This window comes from Vibrio sp. 1159 (genome assembly GCF_033340395.1).
In the GTDB taxonomy this organism is placed as follows: Bacteria; Pseudomonadota; Gammaproteobacteria; order Enterobacterales; family Vibrionaceae; genus Vibrio; species Vibrio alginolyticus.
Genome location: NZ_JAWOWL010000001.1, coordinates 259,510 through 275,215, shown reverse-complemented (window position 1 = coordinate 275,215; position 15,706 = coordinate 259,510). Strand labels below are relative to the sequence as shown.

General features: G+C 45.5%; 11 protein-coding genes. 3 read left to right on the top strand and 8 right to left on the bottom strand.

The features are described 5' to 3' along the window. Positions 1 to 23: 23 nt before the first annotated feature. Genes ptsP through dhaK form a run of 3 tightly spaced genes read right to left on the bottom strand, consistent with a single transcriptional unit; the run spans position 24 to position 4,134 of the window. Positions 24 to 2,423, bottom strand: coding sequence for a phosphoenolpyruvate--protein phosphotransferase (ptsP, locus tag R7127_RS01325; RefSeq protein WP_258483279.1), 2,400 nt, complete (start codon positions 2,421 to 2,423; stop codon positions 24 to 26). A 1-nt stretch (position 2,424) separates the two neighbouring features. After that, positions 2,425 to 3,060 (bottom strand): dihydroxyacetone kinase subunit DhaL, encoded by a 636-nt coding sequence (dhaL, locus tag R7127_RS01320; RefSeq protein ID WP_170890667.1) that lies wholly within the window; start codon positions 3,058 to 3,060, stop codon positions 2,425 to 2,427. 15 nt (positions 3,061 to 3,075) lie between these two features. Further along, the gene (dhaK, locus tag R7127_RS01315) at positions 3,076 to 4,134 is read right to left on the bottom strand and encodes a dihydroxyacetone kinase subunit DhaK (protein ID WP_047101950.1); all 1,059 of its coding nucleotides are present in this window, start codon (positions 4,132 to 4,134) and stop codon (positions 3,076 to 3,078) included. Between the two features lie 353 nt (positions 4,135 to 4,487). Between dhaK and R7127_RS01310 the strand changes: the two genes are divergently transcribed. Next, positions 4,488 to 5,570, top strand: coding sequence for a glycerol dehydrogenase (locus R7127_RS01310; protein ID WP_005379703.1), 1,083 nt, complete (start codon positions 4,488 to 4,490; stop codon positions 5,568 to 5,570). Positions 5,571 to 5,652: 82 nt separating this feature from the next. Here R7127_RS01310 and glmS read toward each other — a convergent pair whose 3' ends face one another. Beyond that, complete coding sequence (gene glmS, locus R7127_RS01305) at positions 5,653 to 7,485, bottom strand: glutamine--fructose-6-phosphate transaminase (isomerizing) (protein ID WP_033906046.1); 1,833 nt, start codon at positions 7,483 to 7,485, stop codon at positions 5,653 to 5,655. A gap of 110 nt (positions 7,486 to 7,595) precedes the next feature. Continuing rightward, positions 7,596 to 8,357: a DeoR/GlpR family DNA-binding transcription regulator gene (locus tag R7127_RS01300; protein WP_005379701.1), complete on the bottom strand. Its 762-nt coding sequence runs from the start codon at positions 8,355 to 8,357 to the stop codon at positions 7,596 to 7,598. Between the two features lie 433 nt (positions 8,358 to 8,790). Between R7127_RS01300 and pykF the strand changes: the two genes are divergently transcribed. Beyond that, the gene (pykF, locus tag R7127_RS01295) at positions 8,791 to 10,203 is read left to right on the top strand and encodes a pyruvate kinase PykF (protein WP_005379700.1); all 1,413 of its coding nucleotides are present in this window, start codon (positions 8,791 to 8,793) and stop codon (positions 10,201 to 10,203) included. Between the two features lie 157 nt (positions 10,204 to 10,360). Beyond that, positions 10,361 to 11,047 (top strand): GntR family transcriptional regulator, encoded by a 687-nt coding sequence (locus tag R7127_RS01290; protein ID WP_258483281.1) that lies wholly within the window; start codon positions 10,361 to 10,363, stop codon positions 11,045 to 11,047. A 54-nt stretch (positions 11,048 to 11,101) separates the two neighbouring features. On the opposite strand, the gene R7127_RS01285 is transcribed toward R7127_RS01290, so the two are convergent. The 3 genes from R7127_RS01285 to R7127_RS01275 form a co-directional block, all read right to left on the bottom strand. After that, complete coding sequence (locus R7127_RS01285; RefSeq protein WP_005379698.1) at positions 11,102 to 12,982, bottom strand: GGDEF domain-containing protein; 1,881 nt, start codon at positions 12,980 to 12,982, stop codon at positions 11,102 to 11,104. Positions 12,983 to 13,092: 110 nt separating this feature from the next. Continuing rightward, positions 13,093 to 13,587, bottom strand: a complete 495-nt coding sequence (gene ilvN / locus R7127_RS01280; RefSeq protein WP_005379697.1) for an acetolactate synthase small subunit — start codon at positions 13,585 to 13,587, stop codon at positions 13,093 to 13,095. 1 nt (position 13,588) lies between these two features. After that, positions 13,589 to 15,313, bottom strand: coding sequence for an acetolactate synthase 3 large subunit (locus R7127_RS01275; RefSeq protein WP_033906043.1), 1,725 nt, complete (start codon positions 15,311 to 15,313; stop codon positions 13,589 to 13,591). Positions 15,314 to 15,706 lie beyond the last annotated feature (393 nt).

Sequence of the window (15,706 nt, the reverse complement as noted above, 5' to 3'; positions counted from 1 at the left end):
GTGTACTAACGATAAGGTATCGATTAAACATCGACAGACAACTGACGAATCTGCGCTTTTAGTCCCGGTAGCATGCTCGAACTGGCGCTGAATTTTCGCAACCCCACGCGGAGCAATGTCTCTGTGGCATTTGGATCGCCAGCCATCTCACCACACATACTAACCGGTATGCCCGCGCGATCGCCTGCTGCACACGTGAGCTCAATGGCTTTTAGTACCGATGGTTCAAAGTAGTTCACCAATTCAGCAACAGCGGCGTTACCTCGATCGGCGGCCATAACATATTGAGTCAAATCATTGGTGCCGATAGAGAAAAAGTCGACTTCTTGGGCTAACGCATCAGCATTTAATACCGCGGCTGGCACCTCAATCATAATACCAACGGGCAAATGAGTCGCATCCAAGCCGAGTTGGTTTGCTTGATGCGCCAACAGCACTTTTACTTTTCTCACTTCTTCAACCTGAGCCACCATCGGTATCATCAATTGAATATTCGGTTGCTCGTGAAAGGCTCTCAGAATGGCTCGAAGTTGAGCGGTAAACAATGACTCATGTTGAAGGCACAACCGCACCCCTCTCAAACCTAAAAATGGATTATCTTCCGCTGGCATAGGATAAGCGGCTAAAGGCTTATCACCGCCAACATCTAGACTACGAATCGTAAGTGGCTTATCACCAAGTGCGGCGGCAATATCACGATACACTTGGTATTGCGCTTCCTCAGTTGGCAACTCATCACTGTTTTGAAATAGAAACTCAGTCCGAAATAGACCAACGCCCTCAGCTCCTGATGTTAGTGCATCATCAATATCTTTCGGTCCACCAATATTGGCGAATACTGGAATATGGACACCATCACAGGTGACTGCGGCTTGCTGAGCACTCGCTAGTGCACTTTGTCGGGTGCTTTGCCACTCAATTTGTTGCGCTTCTAATTCCTGCTGTACGGCATCTGAAGGAGAGAACCATAAATGCCCTCGGAAGCCATCAATAGTCACCACTTGACCAGCACGCACAGCATCAAGGCAGCCCTGAGCTTTAACGATGGCAGGAATACCCATCGCACGGGCAAGAATCGCACTGTGAGAGGTTTTTCCTCCTTCACTCAAACAGATACCAAGCACTTTCGATTTATCAAGCCCGGCCACATCAGAAGGCATCAGGTCGCGGGCCAACAAAATACTCGGTTCCTGAATGTCGATGGCATTAGGCGTTACGCCTGTCATTTCAACCATAACTTGGCGTGCGATATCATGCACATCAGCTTCGCGTTCCCGCATGTACTGACTTTCTGCCTGGCGAAACTCTTCGGCCAACCTTTGCAGTGATTCTACCCAAGCTTGCTCGGCTATCATGCCCGTTTGAATTCGCGACTCGACCGATGCCCATAATTCTGGGTCACTGAGCATCATGCTATGAGCAGCAAATATTTCCCCTTTCGGCTGCTTCGCTTGCTCCTGCAAATGTTGAACAACCACGCCTATCGCACGCTTAACCCGTTCAATTTCATCTTGTTCACTTTGGAAATCACGTTCAGGCACAGCTGGCATTTCATGAGTAAAAAGGACAGCAGGAGCAGTAGCGATACCGTCATTAACTCGAATACCAACAACAGCACCTTCAATCTGACTTGAGGCCATGCCATCGAGCAGAGTATCCGAGCTTTCTTCAGGTTCGACAATGCCTTGCTCAACCGCCTCTTTTTCTCCGAAGTGCTCACTAGCTAAGGCTTCAAATGCCTTGATTGCTTCACTGGATTGAGAGCCGAGTGTGCACAGCGTGATCGTCTCTTGGCTACGAACGCCAAGTTTCGCAATGCTGTTTAAGCTTTTCGCGTTCACACGGCGCTCGCCTTTTTTCAACCATAATTGGCAGTCAAAAGGCGCGAGTGCACCAACAATGGCCGCAGCGGGACGAGCATGTAATCCATGCGGATTTTGCACTACCCAATCAAATGTCCGTTCTTGCTCAAAGTTCTCTGATACTGGCGCTATCTCAGCGGACGTTAGTGGCTGATCACCAAGGTGCTCTTGTTTTACGCTTAACGCATTCTGTGCCTCTTCGACTACCGTCGATAAAGGTAGTCCGGCGGCGGCAGCCACCGACGCCGCCATGGTTCCTTCAACAATAGGTGCCGAGATAAGGGTGACATTTTCCCTCACATGATCATCAATCAGATCCAGAGCCATTTCCGTGCTAAGCAACGCGCTGCCAAGATCCATCAACACAACAACCCCTTGTTGATCTTGTACCTGCTCAATCGCTTCCATCACTGCAATGGCATCGGTTCCGATCGGGTTCTCTGGATCATCAATCCCAGCAGCAATCGCAAGCTTGGCTTTGCCTTGCGTCATTTGGGTGGCAAGTTCTGCCACCCCTTCTGCAAGTCGACGACTATGAGATACAACTACAATTCCCACCATCTTAATTACCTGCTATTGCCTGCTGTAGTGCTTTAATCATTAACAAAGAAGAGGTTGCACCGGGGTCTTGGTGGCCAATACTACGTTCACCTAAATAGCTTGCTCGCCCTTTTTTCGCCAACATTTCAATCGTGGCAACCGCGTTCGTTTCTGCTAGCTCAACCATTTCATTCAGTAAGTGATCGGCGTTCATGCCATTTTCTAACGACGCCTTCACGCTAACTAAAACGGGTAACCAAACATCACACATGGTTTTATCACCCAGTTCTGCTTTACCACGAGACACCACGCCATCCACACCGCTTTTTAGTGCATCCACTAACTCTTCAAACGTTAATTGCTCTCGAGTTCCGACAGCGGCAGCCGTGCGAATAAACAGCGTGCCATACAGCGGGCCACTTGCCCCACCGACACTAGAAAGCAAGGTCATGCCCGTATTCTTGAGAATGCTGCCGATATTTTGGTCCGCAAATTGCGGCAGTTTTTCAGCAACTTTTTTAAAGCCTCGGTTCATATTGAGACCATGGTCTGCGTCACCAATATCACGATCAAGGTCGGTCAGAAAATCTTGATTCTCTTGATACGTTTTTGCACATAACTCTAGCCAGTGAACGATATGTTGTTTTTCAATTTGCATGTTTGCTCCCCCCTCTTACCACTTGATCGCGGCCGTATCGACAGGAGCATCAAACAGCTCCAACATCTCTTTGTCTGCCTTCAGAAACGTAATCGAAACGCCTTCCATATCGAGTGACGTACAGAAGTTACCGACCATATTCCGCACGATACGGAACCCCGCTTGCTCGCAGTTATGAGCAAGACGGCGGTACACTCCGTAAAGCTCTGAAGTTGGCGTACCACCCATACCATTCACCATCACGATGTAGTCGTGCTCAGCGGCGAAAGGCTCAATGCTGGATTCCACTTCATCCCATTCACCTTCGTCACGATTCCAAATACGCAATGTGCGCTGATAAGGCGTGTTTTCAGCAACTTCAGCAAACATCTCATCCACTAACGTATCGGCGTCGGTGTATTTCACTCGCTTGATACCTGGTTCACCATGGATACCAACACCAAACTCCACTTCATCATCTTCCAGAACAAAAGATGGTTTACCTGCTGCGGGTACAACACAAGCATTAAGCGCCACGCCAAATGAACGACAGTGATTATTCACGCGACGAGCCAGCGCTTCACATTGCTCCAACGAATAACCTTTGCTCGCGGCAGCCCCAACTAACTTTTCAACCAATACCGTTCCAGCAACGCCACGGCGACCAGCGGTGTATAGGCTGTCTTTGACTGCAACATCGTCATCCACCAACACCGACCCAACTTTGATACCATCGGTATGAAGCAGCTCCACAGCCGTTTCAAAGTTCAACACATCACCGGTGTAGTTTTTAATGATAAACAGCACGCCCTCACCGGTATTCACTTGGTTGCCACATTCGTACATTTGATCAGGCGTAGGTGAAGTAAATACCTCTCCTGGGCAGGCGCCTGTCAGCATGCCTTTACCAATAAAACCTGCGTGCAAAGGTTCATGACCACAGCCACCACCAGAAACCAGTGCCACTTGCCCCGGCGTTTCCTCATGCCACATGTAACGAGGTTCGTAGTTCGCTTTTAGCTCAGGGCGGGACAATGCTAGGCCTTCCATTTGCTGCAATACAACATCATCGACTTGGTTAATTAACTTTTTCATCGTTCTATCTCATTCCATTTATATTTTTATGTAGGGTATGAATTCATCTTAAACAGAGAAAAAACGTGCTCAACAAAAATCAATCTGTTTCATATTGAAACAACGACTTCGGTATTTTCGTTTCAATATGAAACGAAAAACGACAGATTCGCTTGAATAGTGATCGGCGCCATAAAGCATGCTGATGCTTATTACTTCTGACAGTCGGTTTGACACAGAGGTCATAAAAGCATGGAACAAAACCAGAGATATCCTTCACCACCTACCACACCAAACCTAATATAAACCTTATCCCTAAAATGGATATTCATTGCAGTCCAAAACACACATAAAAAAGGTTAAAGGTTTGAATTATGGACAAAATTATTATCAGCCCAAGCAAATACGTCCAAGGTGAACAAGTACTTACATCTATCGCTCACTATGTGAAAACATTAGGTGAACGTCCGTTAGTAATTGCCGATGAGTTCGTGACTAACCTGGTTGGTGATGACGTCAAACAAAGCTTTGCTGACGAAAAGCTTCCACTCACTATGAACATTTTTGGTGGCGAATGTTCGCGCGTTGAGATTGAACGCATCACGGACATTTGTGCCACTCAGAAACACGATGTCATTGTCGGTATTGGTGGTGGTAAAACGTTAGATACAGCAAAGGCTGTTGCGTTTTACACAAAAATTCCTGTCGTGGTGGTTCCTACGATTGCCTCGACAGATGCACCAACCTCAGCGCTTGCGGTGATATACACACCTGAAGGTGAATTTGCAGAATATTTGATGATCCCTAAAAACCCAGACATGGTCATCATGGATACGTCAGTCATCGCCAAAGCCCCTGTTCGCTTACTTGTATCGGGGATGGGCGACGCGCTTTCCACCTACTTTGAAGCTCGTGCCAACATGACTTCTGGTAAGGCAACAATGGCTGGTGGGTTAGCGACGCGTTCAGCACAAGCGCTTGCGAAACTTTGCTATGAAACCTTGCTTGAAGATGGTGTAAAAGCAAAAGCTGCGGTAGAAAATGGTGTGAGCACCAAAGCGGTAGAAAACATTATTGAAGCCAATACATACCTAAGCGGTATCGGTTTTGAAAGCAGTGGTCTAGCGGGTGCTCACGCTATTCATAACGGCCTAACTAAGCTTGAAGAGTGTCATCATCTCTATCATGGTGAGAAAGTCGCGTTCGGCACACTAGTTCAGCTGGTACTAGAAAACGCAGCGATGGAAGAGATTAATACGGTTCTTGCATTCTGCCGCTCTGTAGGTCTACCAACCAACTTATTTGATATGGGCGTTAAAGAGCTTAACCACGCTAAGTTGCGCGAGGTCGCCGAAGCCTCAACGGCCGAGGGAGAAACCATCCACAATATGCCATTCCCAGTGACGGCAGAAAATGTCTACTCTGCAATTCTAACCGCTCACCAGTTGGGTCAATAACTCACCCCCTTAAAGTGGGCTTAAATAAAAAAGCGGCACATACTCTCGCATGTGCCGCTTGGATTTTTGCTGTTAAGCGTAATTACTCAACCGTTACCGCTTTCGCCAGGTTACGTGGTTGGTCTACGTCCGTACCTTTGATCAGTGCTACGTAGTAAGACAGCAATTGCATTGGGATGGTGTAGTAGATCGCCGCCGTGATTTCACTAACGTGAGGCATCGTGATGATCTTCATTGTTTCATCGCCTTCGAAGCCTGCGTCTGCATCTGCGAATACATACAGAAGACCGCCACGCGCACGTACTTCCTCAACGTTTGATTTTAGCTTTTCAAGTAGGTCGTTGCTTGGTGCAACCACAACAACAGGCATGTCAGCATCAATCAGCGCAAGAGGACCGTGTTTTAGTTCACCCGCCGCGTACGCTTCTGCGTGGATGTAAGAGATCTCTTTCAGTTTTAGAGACGCTTCCATCGCGATTGGGTAGAACTCGCCACGGCCTAGGAACAATGTGTGGTGCTTGTCTGCAAAATCCGTTGCTAGTGCTTCAATTTCTTTCTCGAAAGAAAGTGCCGCGTTGATTTGCTTAGGAAGTGCATGCAGCGCTTCAACAATCTCTTTTTCTTTCTCTTTGCTGATGCGGCCTTGCTCTTTACCTAGTGCTGTTACCAGCATAAGTAGTGCAGAAAGCTGAGTCGTGAACGCTTTGGTTGAAGCCACGCCGATTTCGACGCCAGCGCGAGTCATGAATGCAAAATCTGATTCACGAACCAGAGAAGAGCCTGCTACGTTACAAATGGTCATCGCCGCCATATAACCTTTCTCTTTCGCAAGACGAAGTGCTGCTAACGTATCTGCAGTTTCACCAGACTGAGACAACGTAATAAGAAGGCTGTTTGGACGAGTCACAAACTTGCGGTAACGGAACTCAGACGCGATTTCTACATCACAGCTAACGCCAGCAATGTCTTCAAACCAGTAACGCGCTGTCATACCTGCGTTGTAAGACGTACCACACGCGACGATTTGTACGTGTTCTACTTTGCTTAGAATGTCTGCCGCGTGCACACCGATCGCGTCTGTCACAACAGAGTCTGCCGTGATACGACCTTCCATTGTGTTGATCAACGCTTTAGGTTGCTCATAGATTTCTTTTTGCATGAAGTGACGGTATTGGCCTTTATCACCTGCATCATGCTCTGCGTTAGATTCAACAATTTCACGCTCAACTGGCTCACCCGTTGCATCAAACACAGTGACTTCACGGCGAGTAATTTCTGCTACGTCCCCTTCTTCTAGGTACATGAAACGGCGCGTAACGTTAAGTAATGCAAGTTGGTCAGACGCTAGGAAGTTTTCACCTACACCAAAACCGATCACGATCGGGCTGCCTGAACGCGCTACTACGATGCGTGAAGGATCTTTGCGATCCAACGCTACCGTGCCGTATGCGCCTTCAAGTTGTTTTGCTGTTTTTTGTACCGCTTCTAATAGCGTTTCTGAAGTACGAAGTTCCCACTCAACCATGTGTGCGATAACTTCTGTATCCGTTTGCGATTCAAACACGTAGCCACGAGATTGAAGCAGCTCACGCAGCTCTTCATGGTTTTCGATGATGCCGTTATGGACAACTGCGATATCACCAGACATGTGTGGGTGAGCATTGATTTCAGAAGGTTCACCGTGCGTCGCCCAACGAGTGTGCGCAATGCCAGTTCCGCCGATCACTTTTGCTTCTTCTACTGCATCAGCCAATTCTTGTACTTTACCCAAGCGACGAACGCGCGTTAGGTTTGATTCGCCATCAACAACCGCAACGCCAGCAGAGTCGTAACCGCGGTACTCTAAGCGGCGTAGACCTTCAACCAAAATTTCTGCAACATCTCGTTGTGCTACTGCACCTACGATTCCACACATGTGTTTATCTCCGTTTGTAGTTTTGTTCTTCCCTAGCCATGATTTCAAATAGAGGCAGCAAGCAAAGGCCTTTATCCAGAGGGAAGTGAAATATGAAACTGATTACATCATTAGGCGCAAATGACTTTCACGCCATGTTGTTCAATCTGTACTTTATGCTCTGCTTGGATATCTGCATCGGTCACCAACACATCAACTTGATGCCAAGCGAGCTCTAAGTTTGGGATCTTACGGCCGATTTTTTCGGACTCTATCATTACGATCACTTCACGTGACGCTTCTGCCATTACCTTACTTAAGCCAACCAACTCATTAAATGTCGTGGTTCCACGCTCGAGATCGATGCCATCCGCACCGATGAATAGTTGGTCAAAGTCGTAAGCTCGTAATACAGATTCGGCTACTTTGCCTTGAAAGGACTCTGAGTGCGTATCCCAAGTACCGCCAGTCATCAGCAGTGTCGGTTCGCTCTCTAATTCATTTAGGGCGTTAGCAACATGCAACGAGTTGGTCATGACCACTAAGCCACGTTTGTCATTCAACTGTTGAATCAGCGCGGCAGTCGTGCTGCCACTGTCGATCACGATGCGATTATGATCGCGAATCAATGATGCTGCTGCTTTTGCCAAGCTTAACTTTCGAGTCGAAACATTAGCGCCCAATTCTTCGTGAATGACTTCCTTTGGGATAGCAATCGCACCGCCATAGCGGCGTAGAAGTTGGCCGTTTTTCTCTAAAGAAGCTAAATCCTTTCTAATCGTGACCTCTGAGGTTTCGAATTTCTGAGCAAGTTCATCAACGCTGACTTCTCCTAGTTCAGAAACCAAGTTAGAAATGGCGTGTCTTCTTAATTGAGTATTTCGTTTCGACATTTAAGTTTTGACTTTAAGTTTCGATGTGAAACTTATTATAGTCAAACCGAAACTTTCAAGTCCATTTATTTCGATCCAAAAAATTAATATTTCTCGATAAAACCTTGTCCTAAGACAATTCTTAAACAGTGATATTGGATTCATTCAGTGGTAGAATTCGCCACCGAAAAGAAAAAAAATTACAGAATTGAAGGCTATTTTTTTGCAACTTTCTGCATATAAAGTGGGATTAGTCACAAAAAGGTAACCAAAATCGCCGATCTTTTAGTCATAAAATGACTAAACTTGGTGAAAGACTTTCAGAATCTGAAGTTCTAATAATGAGACGAAAAATCGGTGGATGACAGGTACTAAATGTCATCAAAAACGTCCTGACTTCAGAGTAAATAACCGACTTTCAAATTGTAACTATACTTACCGGAGAGTATCTTCCATGAAAAAGACCAAAATCGTATGTACGATTGGCCCTAAAACAGAATCTGTAGAGAAGCTAACTGAACTAGTTAACGCAGGCATGAACGTAATGCGCCTTAACTTCTCTCACGGTGACTACGAAGAACACGGCACTCGTATCGCGAACTTCCGTAAAGTAATGGAAGCTACTGGCAAACCACTAGCAATTCTTCTAGATACTAAAGGTCCAGAAATCCGCACTATCAAGCTAGAAGGCGGTAACGATGTTGATCTAGTAGCAGGTCAAGAATTCACTTTCACAACTGACACTTCAGTTGTAGGTAACAAAGATAAAGTTGCAGTAACTTACGCTGGTTTCGCAGCCGACCTAAACGTAGGTAACACTATCCTAGTAGACGACGGTCTAATCGAGATGGAAGTTATCTCTAAGACTGAAACTGAAGTTAAATGTAAAGTTCTTAACAACGGTGCACTAGGCGAAAACAAAGGTGTTAACCTTCCTGGCGTTTCTGTAAACCTACCTGCACTATCTGAAAAAGATAAGAACGACCTTAAGTTTGGTTGTGAGCAAGGCGTTGACTTCGTAGCAGCTTCTTTCATCCGTAAAGCGTCTGACGTTCAAGAAATCCGTGAAGTACTTGCTGCAAACGGCGGCGAGAACATCCACATCATCTCTAAGATCGAAAACCAAGAAGGTGTTGATAACTTCGACGAGATCCTAGATCTTTCTGACGGCATCATGGTTGCACGTGGTGACCTAGGTGTTGAAATCCCAGCTGAAGAAGTAATCTTCGCTCAGAAAATGATGATCGAGAAGTGTAACCGTGCACGTAAGATGGTTATCACAGCAACTCAAATGCTTGATTCTATGATCAACAACCCACGTCCTACTCGTGCGGAAGCAGGCGACGTTGCTAACGCGGTAATGGACGGTACTGACGCAGTAATGCTTTCTGGTGAAACGGCGAAAGGTAAATACCCTGTTGAAGCGGTAACTATCATGGCTCAAATCGCGAACCGTACTGACTCAGCGCTAAAAGCTGAACTAGGTTCTCGTCTAGACAGCCCACGCCTACGCATCACTGAAGCAGTATGTAAAGGTGCAGTAGACACAGCTGAGAAACTAGCTGCTCCACTTATCGTTGTTGCAACTGAAGGCGGTAAGTCTGCACGTTCAGTACGTAAGTACTTCCCAACTGCAAACATTCTAGCGCTAACAACTAACAAGAAAACTGCTGCACAGCTAGTTCTAACTAAAGGTGTTACTCCTGTAGTTGTTGATTCAATCGAAAGCACTGACGCATTCTACGTAGCGGGTAAAGAACTTGCTCTAGAATCAGGTCTAGGTAACAAAGGCGATATCGTTGTTATGGTTTCTGGCGCTCTAGTTGCTTCAGGTACTACGAACACAGCTTCTGTACACGTGCTATAAGACTGAACTTTTAACACTTCAGTTTCTTGAGAAGGAGGGCTTATGCCCTCCTTTTTTATATGGCTTTCTTGCTCTCATAATAGGCTAATTGTATTATTTACCTCTATCAGAATTTCGTACTGTTTAATTTTATCGTCACGATTAAAGTTTCTATGAGGTGTATGTGTCTAGTCCCACTCTTACCGACAAAGTATTAAGAATGATCCGTCAGGATATTCTCGATGGCGAGCTTAAACCAGGTCAAAAACTCGTGGTTGCCGAACTCAAAGAGAAGTACAACGTAGGAGCGTCACCCATTCGAGAAGCATTGGTGCAATTATCTTGGAGCAAGTACGTCAAACTCGAGCCGCAAAAAGGCTGCTGGGTTGCACCTGTATGTAAAGATGAGTTACATGACTTGTACGAAAGCCTGCAAATGGTCTCCGCATGCTTACTCAGTAAGGCAATTATGATTGGCGATGAAAAATGGGAACTGGATGTACTAACTGCTTATCACAAGTTATCCCGAGTAAAACCTGGCGAAAGCTTTTGTTGGAGGGAATGGGAAGAGCGCCAAAATCAGTTTCTTACTGCGCTGTTTGAAGGTGCTGGCTCTGTCAATATGTTTGGGTTTTTCTGCGATCTACTCACGCAAATTAAACGCTACCAATACTTCGCGATGCAGATTTTAGGCACAGGGAACCCTGGGCACTGTAATCTCGATGAGCAAGAAATACTGATGAAGGCATCGCTAGACAAAAAGAGTCAGGATGCTTTAGGTTATCTAGAGCGTTATTTGAGACAGTCAATACAGTGTATCGAAGCCGCCATCGACAACCAATGTCGCATACTGGCTAGCGAATAACGCTGAGACTAAAAAGCGGGGGTCTATCCCCGTTTTTTCGTTTTTGTAAAAGCACTAAGCAATATCATCATAACTATGACATAGCGATACGCAGTTACGCCCTGCACTTTTTGACTCATACAAAGCAATATCAGCACATTTATACGTTCTTGTACGATCAGAGGTTAAATCACTATACCCAGCACTGACAGTAATGCCTCTATCACTACGCATTTGAACCGCGACACGTAGCCTGTTCAATACAATTTCAGCCTCTTCTAGTGTTGTATGCGGCATAATCACTGCAAATTCCTCACCACCGACACGAGATACAAAGTCTGTGCTGCGGACTTCTTCTAGGAGGGTTTCTGCGACACTACAAATCACCTTGTCTCCTTCGTCGTGGCCAAGCTCGTCATTAATACGTTTAAAGTGGTCAATATCAAACAACGCCAAACAAGCAGGAGGGCTATCAGGATAGCGTTCAATAATCCCCGCATATTGCGCCAATTGCTCTTCAAATTTTCGGCGGTTCCACAACCCCGTCAAGCCATCTTTTTCGCTTAGGTTTCGTAATTTTTCTTCTAACTCTTTTTGCCCAGAGATATCCACCAGCGACGTAATGTAATAACTCACTTTACCTGATTTGGTTAAATTCGCCTGAATACGCATTATTGCAGTAAAGACTTGATTAAACTTAGTTCGACAACGAATCTCCCCTTCCCATACGTGTTCACTCTTCAGTGTTTTCCAGATACTCAGGTTTGCTTCGAGATCTTCAGGTAAGAGAATTAAATGATGTGCACTCCAACCTTGGGCATGCTTGGTTGAGTAACCCATCATGTTTTCAAACTCTTGATTAACCATGATGATTCTATGTGAAGCATCCGAGATCATCACCGCAGTCATACCATCAAGAGCAGCTCGAGCCAACTTCGATTCCATACTATGACGCCGATAATGCAGAGCAAGGGCTGCCGTCGGCAAAGTGAAGCCGAGCACCAAACTTAAAACAAAAAACGCTTCTTGGATTAAGTCATCAATATCCCTCTGAGCTCGGGATAATAACTGCTCATTGGTAAGATCAATAACCAGATGAAGAGGTTCGCTAGAAACAAACTGGATGGTGCGATACGCGACCAAATTCGAACCATTGTAAGCATAGCCCGAATCTTTTGAATTTAAACTACGCCAAATGTTTGGGTACATCCGGCCAAAATTAAATTGAGAGCGAGCGGGAATTATATGGCCATACAAACGAGCTGATTTAGGGCTATCAATGTAAAATCCGTCACTCTTAATCAGCTCAATATGGAAATCAAGCACTGACGAATAGTTGAGTCGAGAGGATAAATAGTCAATATCAACATTAAGCACAAGATACCCTTCGCGCTTTCCGTTAAGCGAAATAGGCATCAAAATACGCAGTGACGGGCTATAGGGATAGACTAACTCGCCATACTCTCGTTCTAAACCTATCCCCCACGAAGCGATTTCGCCATCGTCTAAGTTCTTAGCGAATTGAAAGTAATCTCGCTCTGACTTATTTTGCAATTTGATCGCGGGCAACGCAGCGCCTGTTTCAATCTCATAATTAATCCTCACTTTTTCTCGACCAGAAACATCAAGAAAGCGAATTTGCTTATACAACTTTTGATTGATTGCGACCGAGATCCACATGTCTTCTAAGATGGAACGGTTCACCCGGTTAGGTTGGCGCAGATATTCATACAGACTTTGGCTGTGACCAAGTAGGTCACTGATCGTTTCGATTTGATCCTGAATATTGCTGTATTCACGGCCAGTATAGGCCAATTGATGTAACGCTTCTTGAGCGGTGTTCTCAACATTGTTTTCTAACAACGTCAGATATTTCTGATAGTAGTAAGCGGCAGTGAGTGCACTAAAAAATAGTGCTGTCGCCAATAAGGTGCCGACTCGCTTAGGTACTTTCACACGTCTAATGCCTATCATGCTTACTAAAACGACAATTATATCATTAATTGTTATTTTCTAAACAAAAAAGCCACTTAGATTAAGTGGCTTTTCTATATGCAATCAGAGAGTTAAGGTTTGAGGGCTCGCTCTCCTCGCGCAATGCCAACGACACCACTACGAGCAACTTCGACAACTTCGGTCACTTCGGATATCGCTTGAATGAAGGCATCTAGCTTTTCACTCGTACCCGCAAGTTGTACGGTGTATTGGGAAGCCGTGACATCCACGATCTGGCCACGGAAGATGTCTGCCGTCCGCTTCACTTCTGCTCGCGCAAAACCACTGGCTTTCACTTTCACCATCATCAGTTCACGCTCAATGTGCTCATACTCGGTGACTTCTTGTACTTTCAGCACATCGATCAGTTTGTGTAACTGCTTCTGAATTTGTTCCAACTGCATCTCATCAGATGTCGTGGTAATGTTCATTCGCGACAGGGTTTCATCATCAGTCGGTGATACCGTCAAAGATTCAATGTTGTAACCACGTTGAGAGAACAAACCAACAACACGAGACAACGCACCCGGTTGGTTTTCCAATAGCAATGAAATAATGTGTCTCATATTAAGTTCTCTCCGTTTTGCTTAGCCACATTTTATCCATACCCTCACCTTTGATTTGCATCGGGTATACGTGTTCGGTTTCGTCTACGTTGATGTCCACAAACACCAGACGATCTTTCATATCCAACGCTTTTTGTAGCCCTTCTTCGAGCTGATCAGGCGTTTCGATACGAATACCGACGTGACCATAAGCTTTTGCAATCGCTGCAAAGTCAGGAACAGAACTCATGTAAGAATTAGAGTGACGGCCTTGATAAATAATGTCTTGCCACTGTTTTACCATGCCTAAGAATCGGTTGTTCAGGTTGATGATCTTCACTGGAATGTCGTATTGCATGGCTGTCGACAATTCTTGAATATTCATCTGAATACTGCCGTCACCAGTCACAACCACGACCTCTTCTTGTGGCATGGCAAACTTCACGCCCATGCCAGCCGGAAGACCAAATCCCATGGTGCCAAGACCACCAGAGTTTATCCAACGGCGCGGCTTATTGAATGGGTAGTACAGTGCCGCAAACATCTGATGCTGGCCCACATCAGACGCCACATATGCGTCGCCATTAGTTAGCTTGTGCAGCGTTTCAATTACTTGCTGTGGCTTGATTCGTTCTGGAGACGTTTCATAAGACAAGCAGTTGCGGTCACGCCATACTTGAATGTCATCCCACCATGCAGTGATAGCATCTTGATCATTTCCACTACCTTGCTCTGCAAGCAGCCCGAGCATGGTTGTCAGCACTTTTTCCGCAGAACCTACGATCGGCAAATCCACTTTCACGTTTTTCGAGATCGATGACGGATCGATATCAATATGCATCACTTTTGCGTTTGGGCAGTACTTTTCAAGGTTGTTGGTTGTACGGTCATCAAAACGCACACCGATACCAAAAATAAGATCCGCTTCATGCATTGCCATATTAGCTTCGTAAGTGCCGTGCATACCCAACATGCCCAGTGAGTTTTTATGTGTACCCGGGAATGCCCCCAAGCCCATCAAAGTACTCACAACGGGTAGGTTCAGTTTGTCGGAAAGCTCTAAAATATGTTCATGAGCGCCAGAAATCACCGCACCACCACCGATATAAAGCACTGGTTTTTTCGCTTCTAATAGCGATTTAAGCGCTTTTTTAATCTGGCCTTTATGGCCCGAAGTTGTCGGCTTGTAAGAACGCATTGAAAGCGTTTCTGGATATTGATAAGGCAGTTTGATTTGCGGGTTCATCACATCTTTTGGCAAATCAATCACAACTGGACCAGGTCGACCCGTAGTCGCGATATAAAACGCTTTTTTGATTGTTTCAGGAATATCTTCCGCTTTTTTTACTAAAAAGCTGTGTTTGACCACTGGGCGGGAGACACCGACGATGTCACACTCTTGGAAAGCATCATTACCAATTAGGCTATTCGGTACGTTACCCGAGATAACGATCATTGGGATAGAGTCCATATAAGCCGTGGCAATACCAGTAATGGTATTGGTCGCGCCCGGCCCCGAGCACACAAGTACGACACCCGGTTTACCGGTAGCTCGAGCGTAACCATCTGCCATATGAGTGGCGGCTTGCTCATGCCTTACAAGTACGTGTTTGATTTGATCGGTTTTGGCATGCAGTGCATCGTAGATATCCAAAACAGAGCCACCTGGGTAGCCAAAGATCTGCTCTACGTGCTCTTCTATCAGAGATTGAACCACCATCTCTGCGCCTGACAACATTGCTGTCATAATTGCTCTCCTTAGCCAGTTTCCTCACCGTAAGGTCAACGGATTGGTCTGGTTTTACATAGTCTAGGTCTTATTCGTAGCCTAATCGAAATACTTCCACGTTTTCGGCTATGTCTTGCGTTCGTCATAACATCCCGCAAGGTTACCCAACAAATGTAACGTTTTATTATCAAAGGGTCTAATGAGAGATTGGTCTACTTTTTAAACAAGATACTAGTAATTAGAATGTTAGTAGGAATAGCAGCCACACATCTCCTATTTCACAGTACAACCTAAAAAATTAACGCTTAAAAAAAGAACATTATTTCATAAGCTTTTAGCTACAGGGTGCGAAATAGCGTTATTTGACGAGCAGAACAGAAAAAATCAATACAAACAAAAATCCCCAGCAAT

Bases quoted from the DNA above. Each gene is read 5' to 3' on its own strand.
- ptsP (WP_258483279.1), bottom strand. From the start codon at position 2,423: ATGGTGGGAATTGTAGTTGTATCTCATAGTCGTCGACTTGCAGAAGGG.
- dhaL (WP_170890667.1), bottom strand. From the start codon at position 3,060: ATGCAAATTGAAAAACAACATATCGTTCACTGGCTAGAGTTATGTGCA.
- dhaK (WP_047101950.1), bottom strand. From the start codon at position 4,134: ATGAAAAAGTTAATTAACCAAGTCGATGATGTTGTATTGCAGCAAATG.
- R7127_RS01310 (WP_005379703.1), top strand. From the start codon at position 4,488: ATGGACAAAATTATTATCAGCCCAAGCAAATACGTCCAAGGTGAACAA.
- glmS (WP_033906046.1), bottom strand. From the start codon at position 7,485: ATGTGTGGAATCGTAGGTGCAGTAGCACAACGAGATGTTGCAGAAATT.
- R7127_RS01300 (WP_005379701.1), bottom strand. From the start codon at position 8,357: ATGTCGAAACGAAATACTCAATTAAGAAGACACGCCATTTCTAACTTG.
- pykF (WP_005379700.1), top strand. From the start codon at position 8,791: ATGAAAAAGACCAAAATCGTATGTACGATTGGCCCTAAAACAGAATCT.
- ilvN (WP_005379697.1), bottom strand. From the start codon at position 13,587: ATGAGACACATTATTTCATTGCTATTGGAAAACCAACCGGGTGCGTTG.
- R7127_RS01275 (WP_033906043.1), bottom strand. From the start codon at position 15,313: ATGACAGCAATGTTGTCAGGCGCAGAGATGGTGGTTCAATCTCTGATA.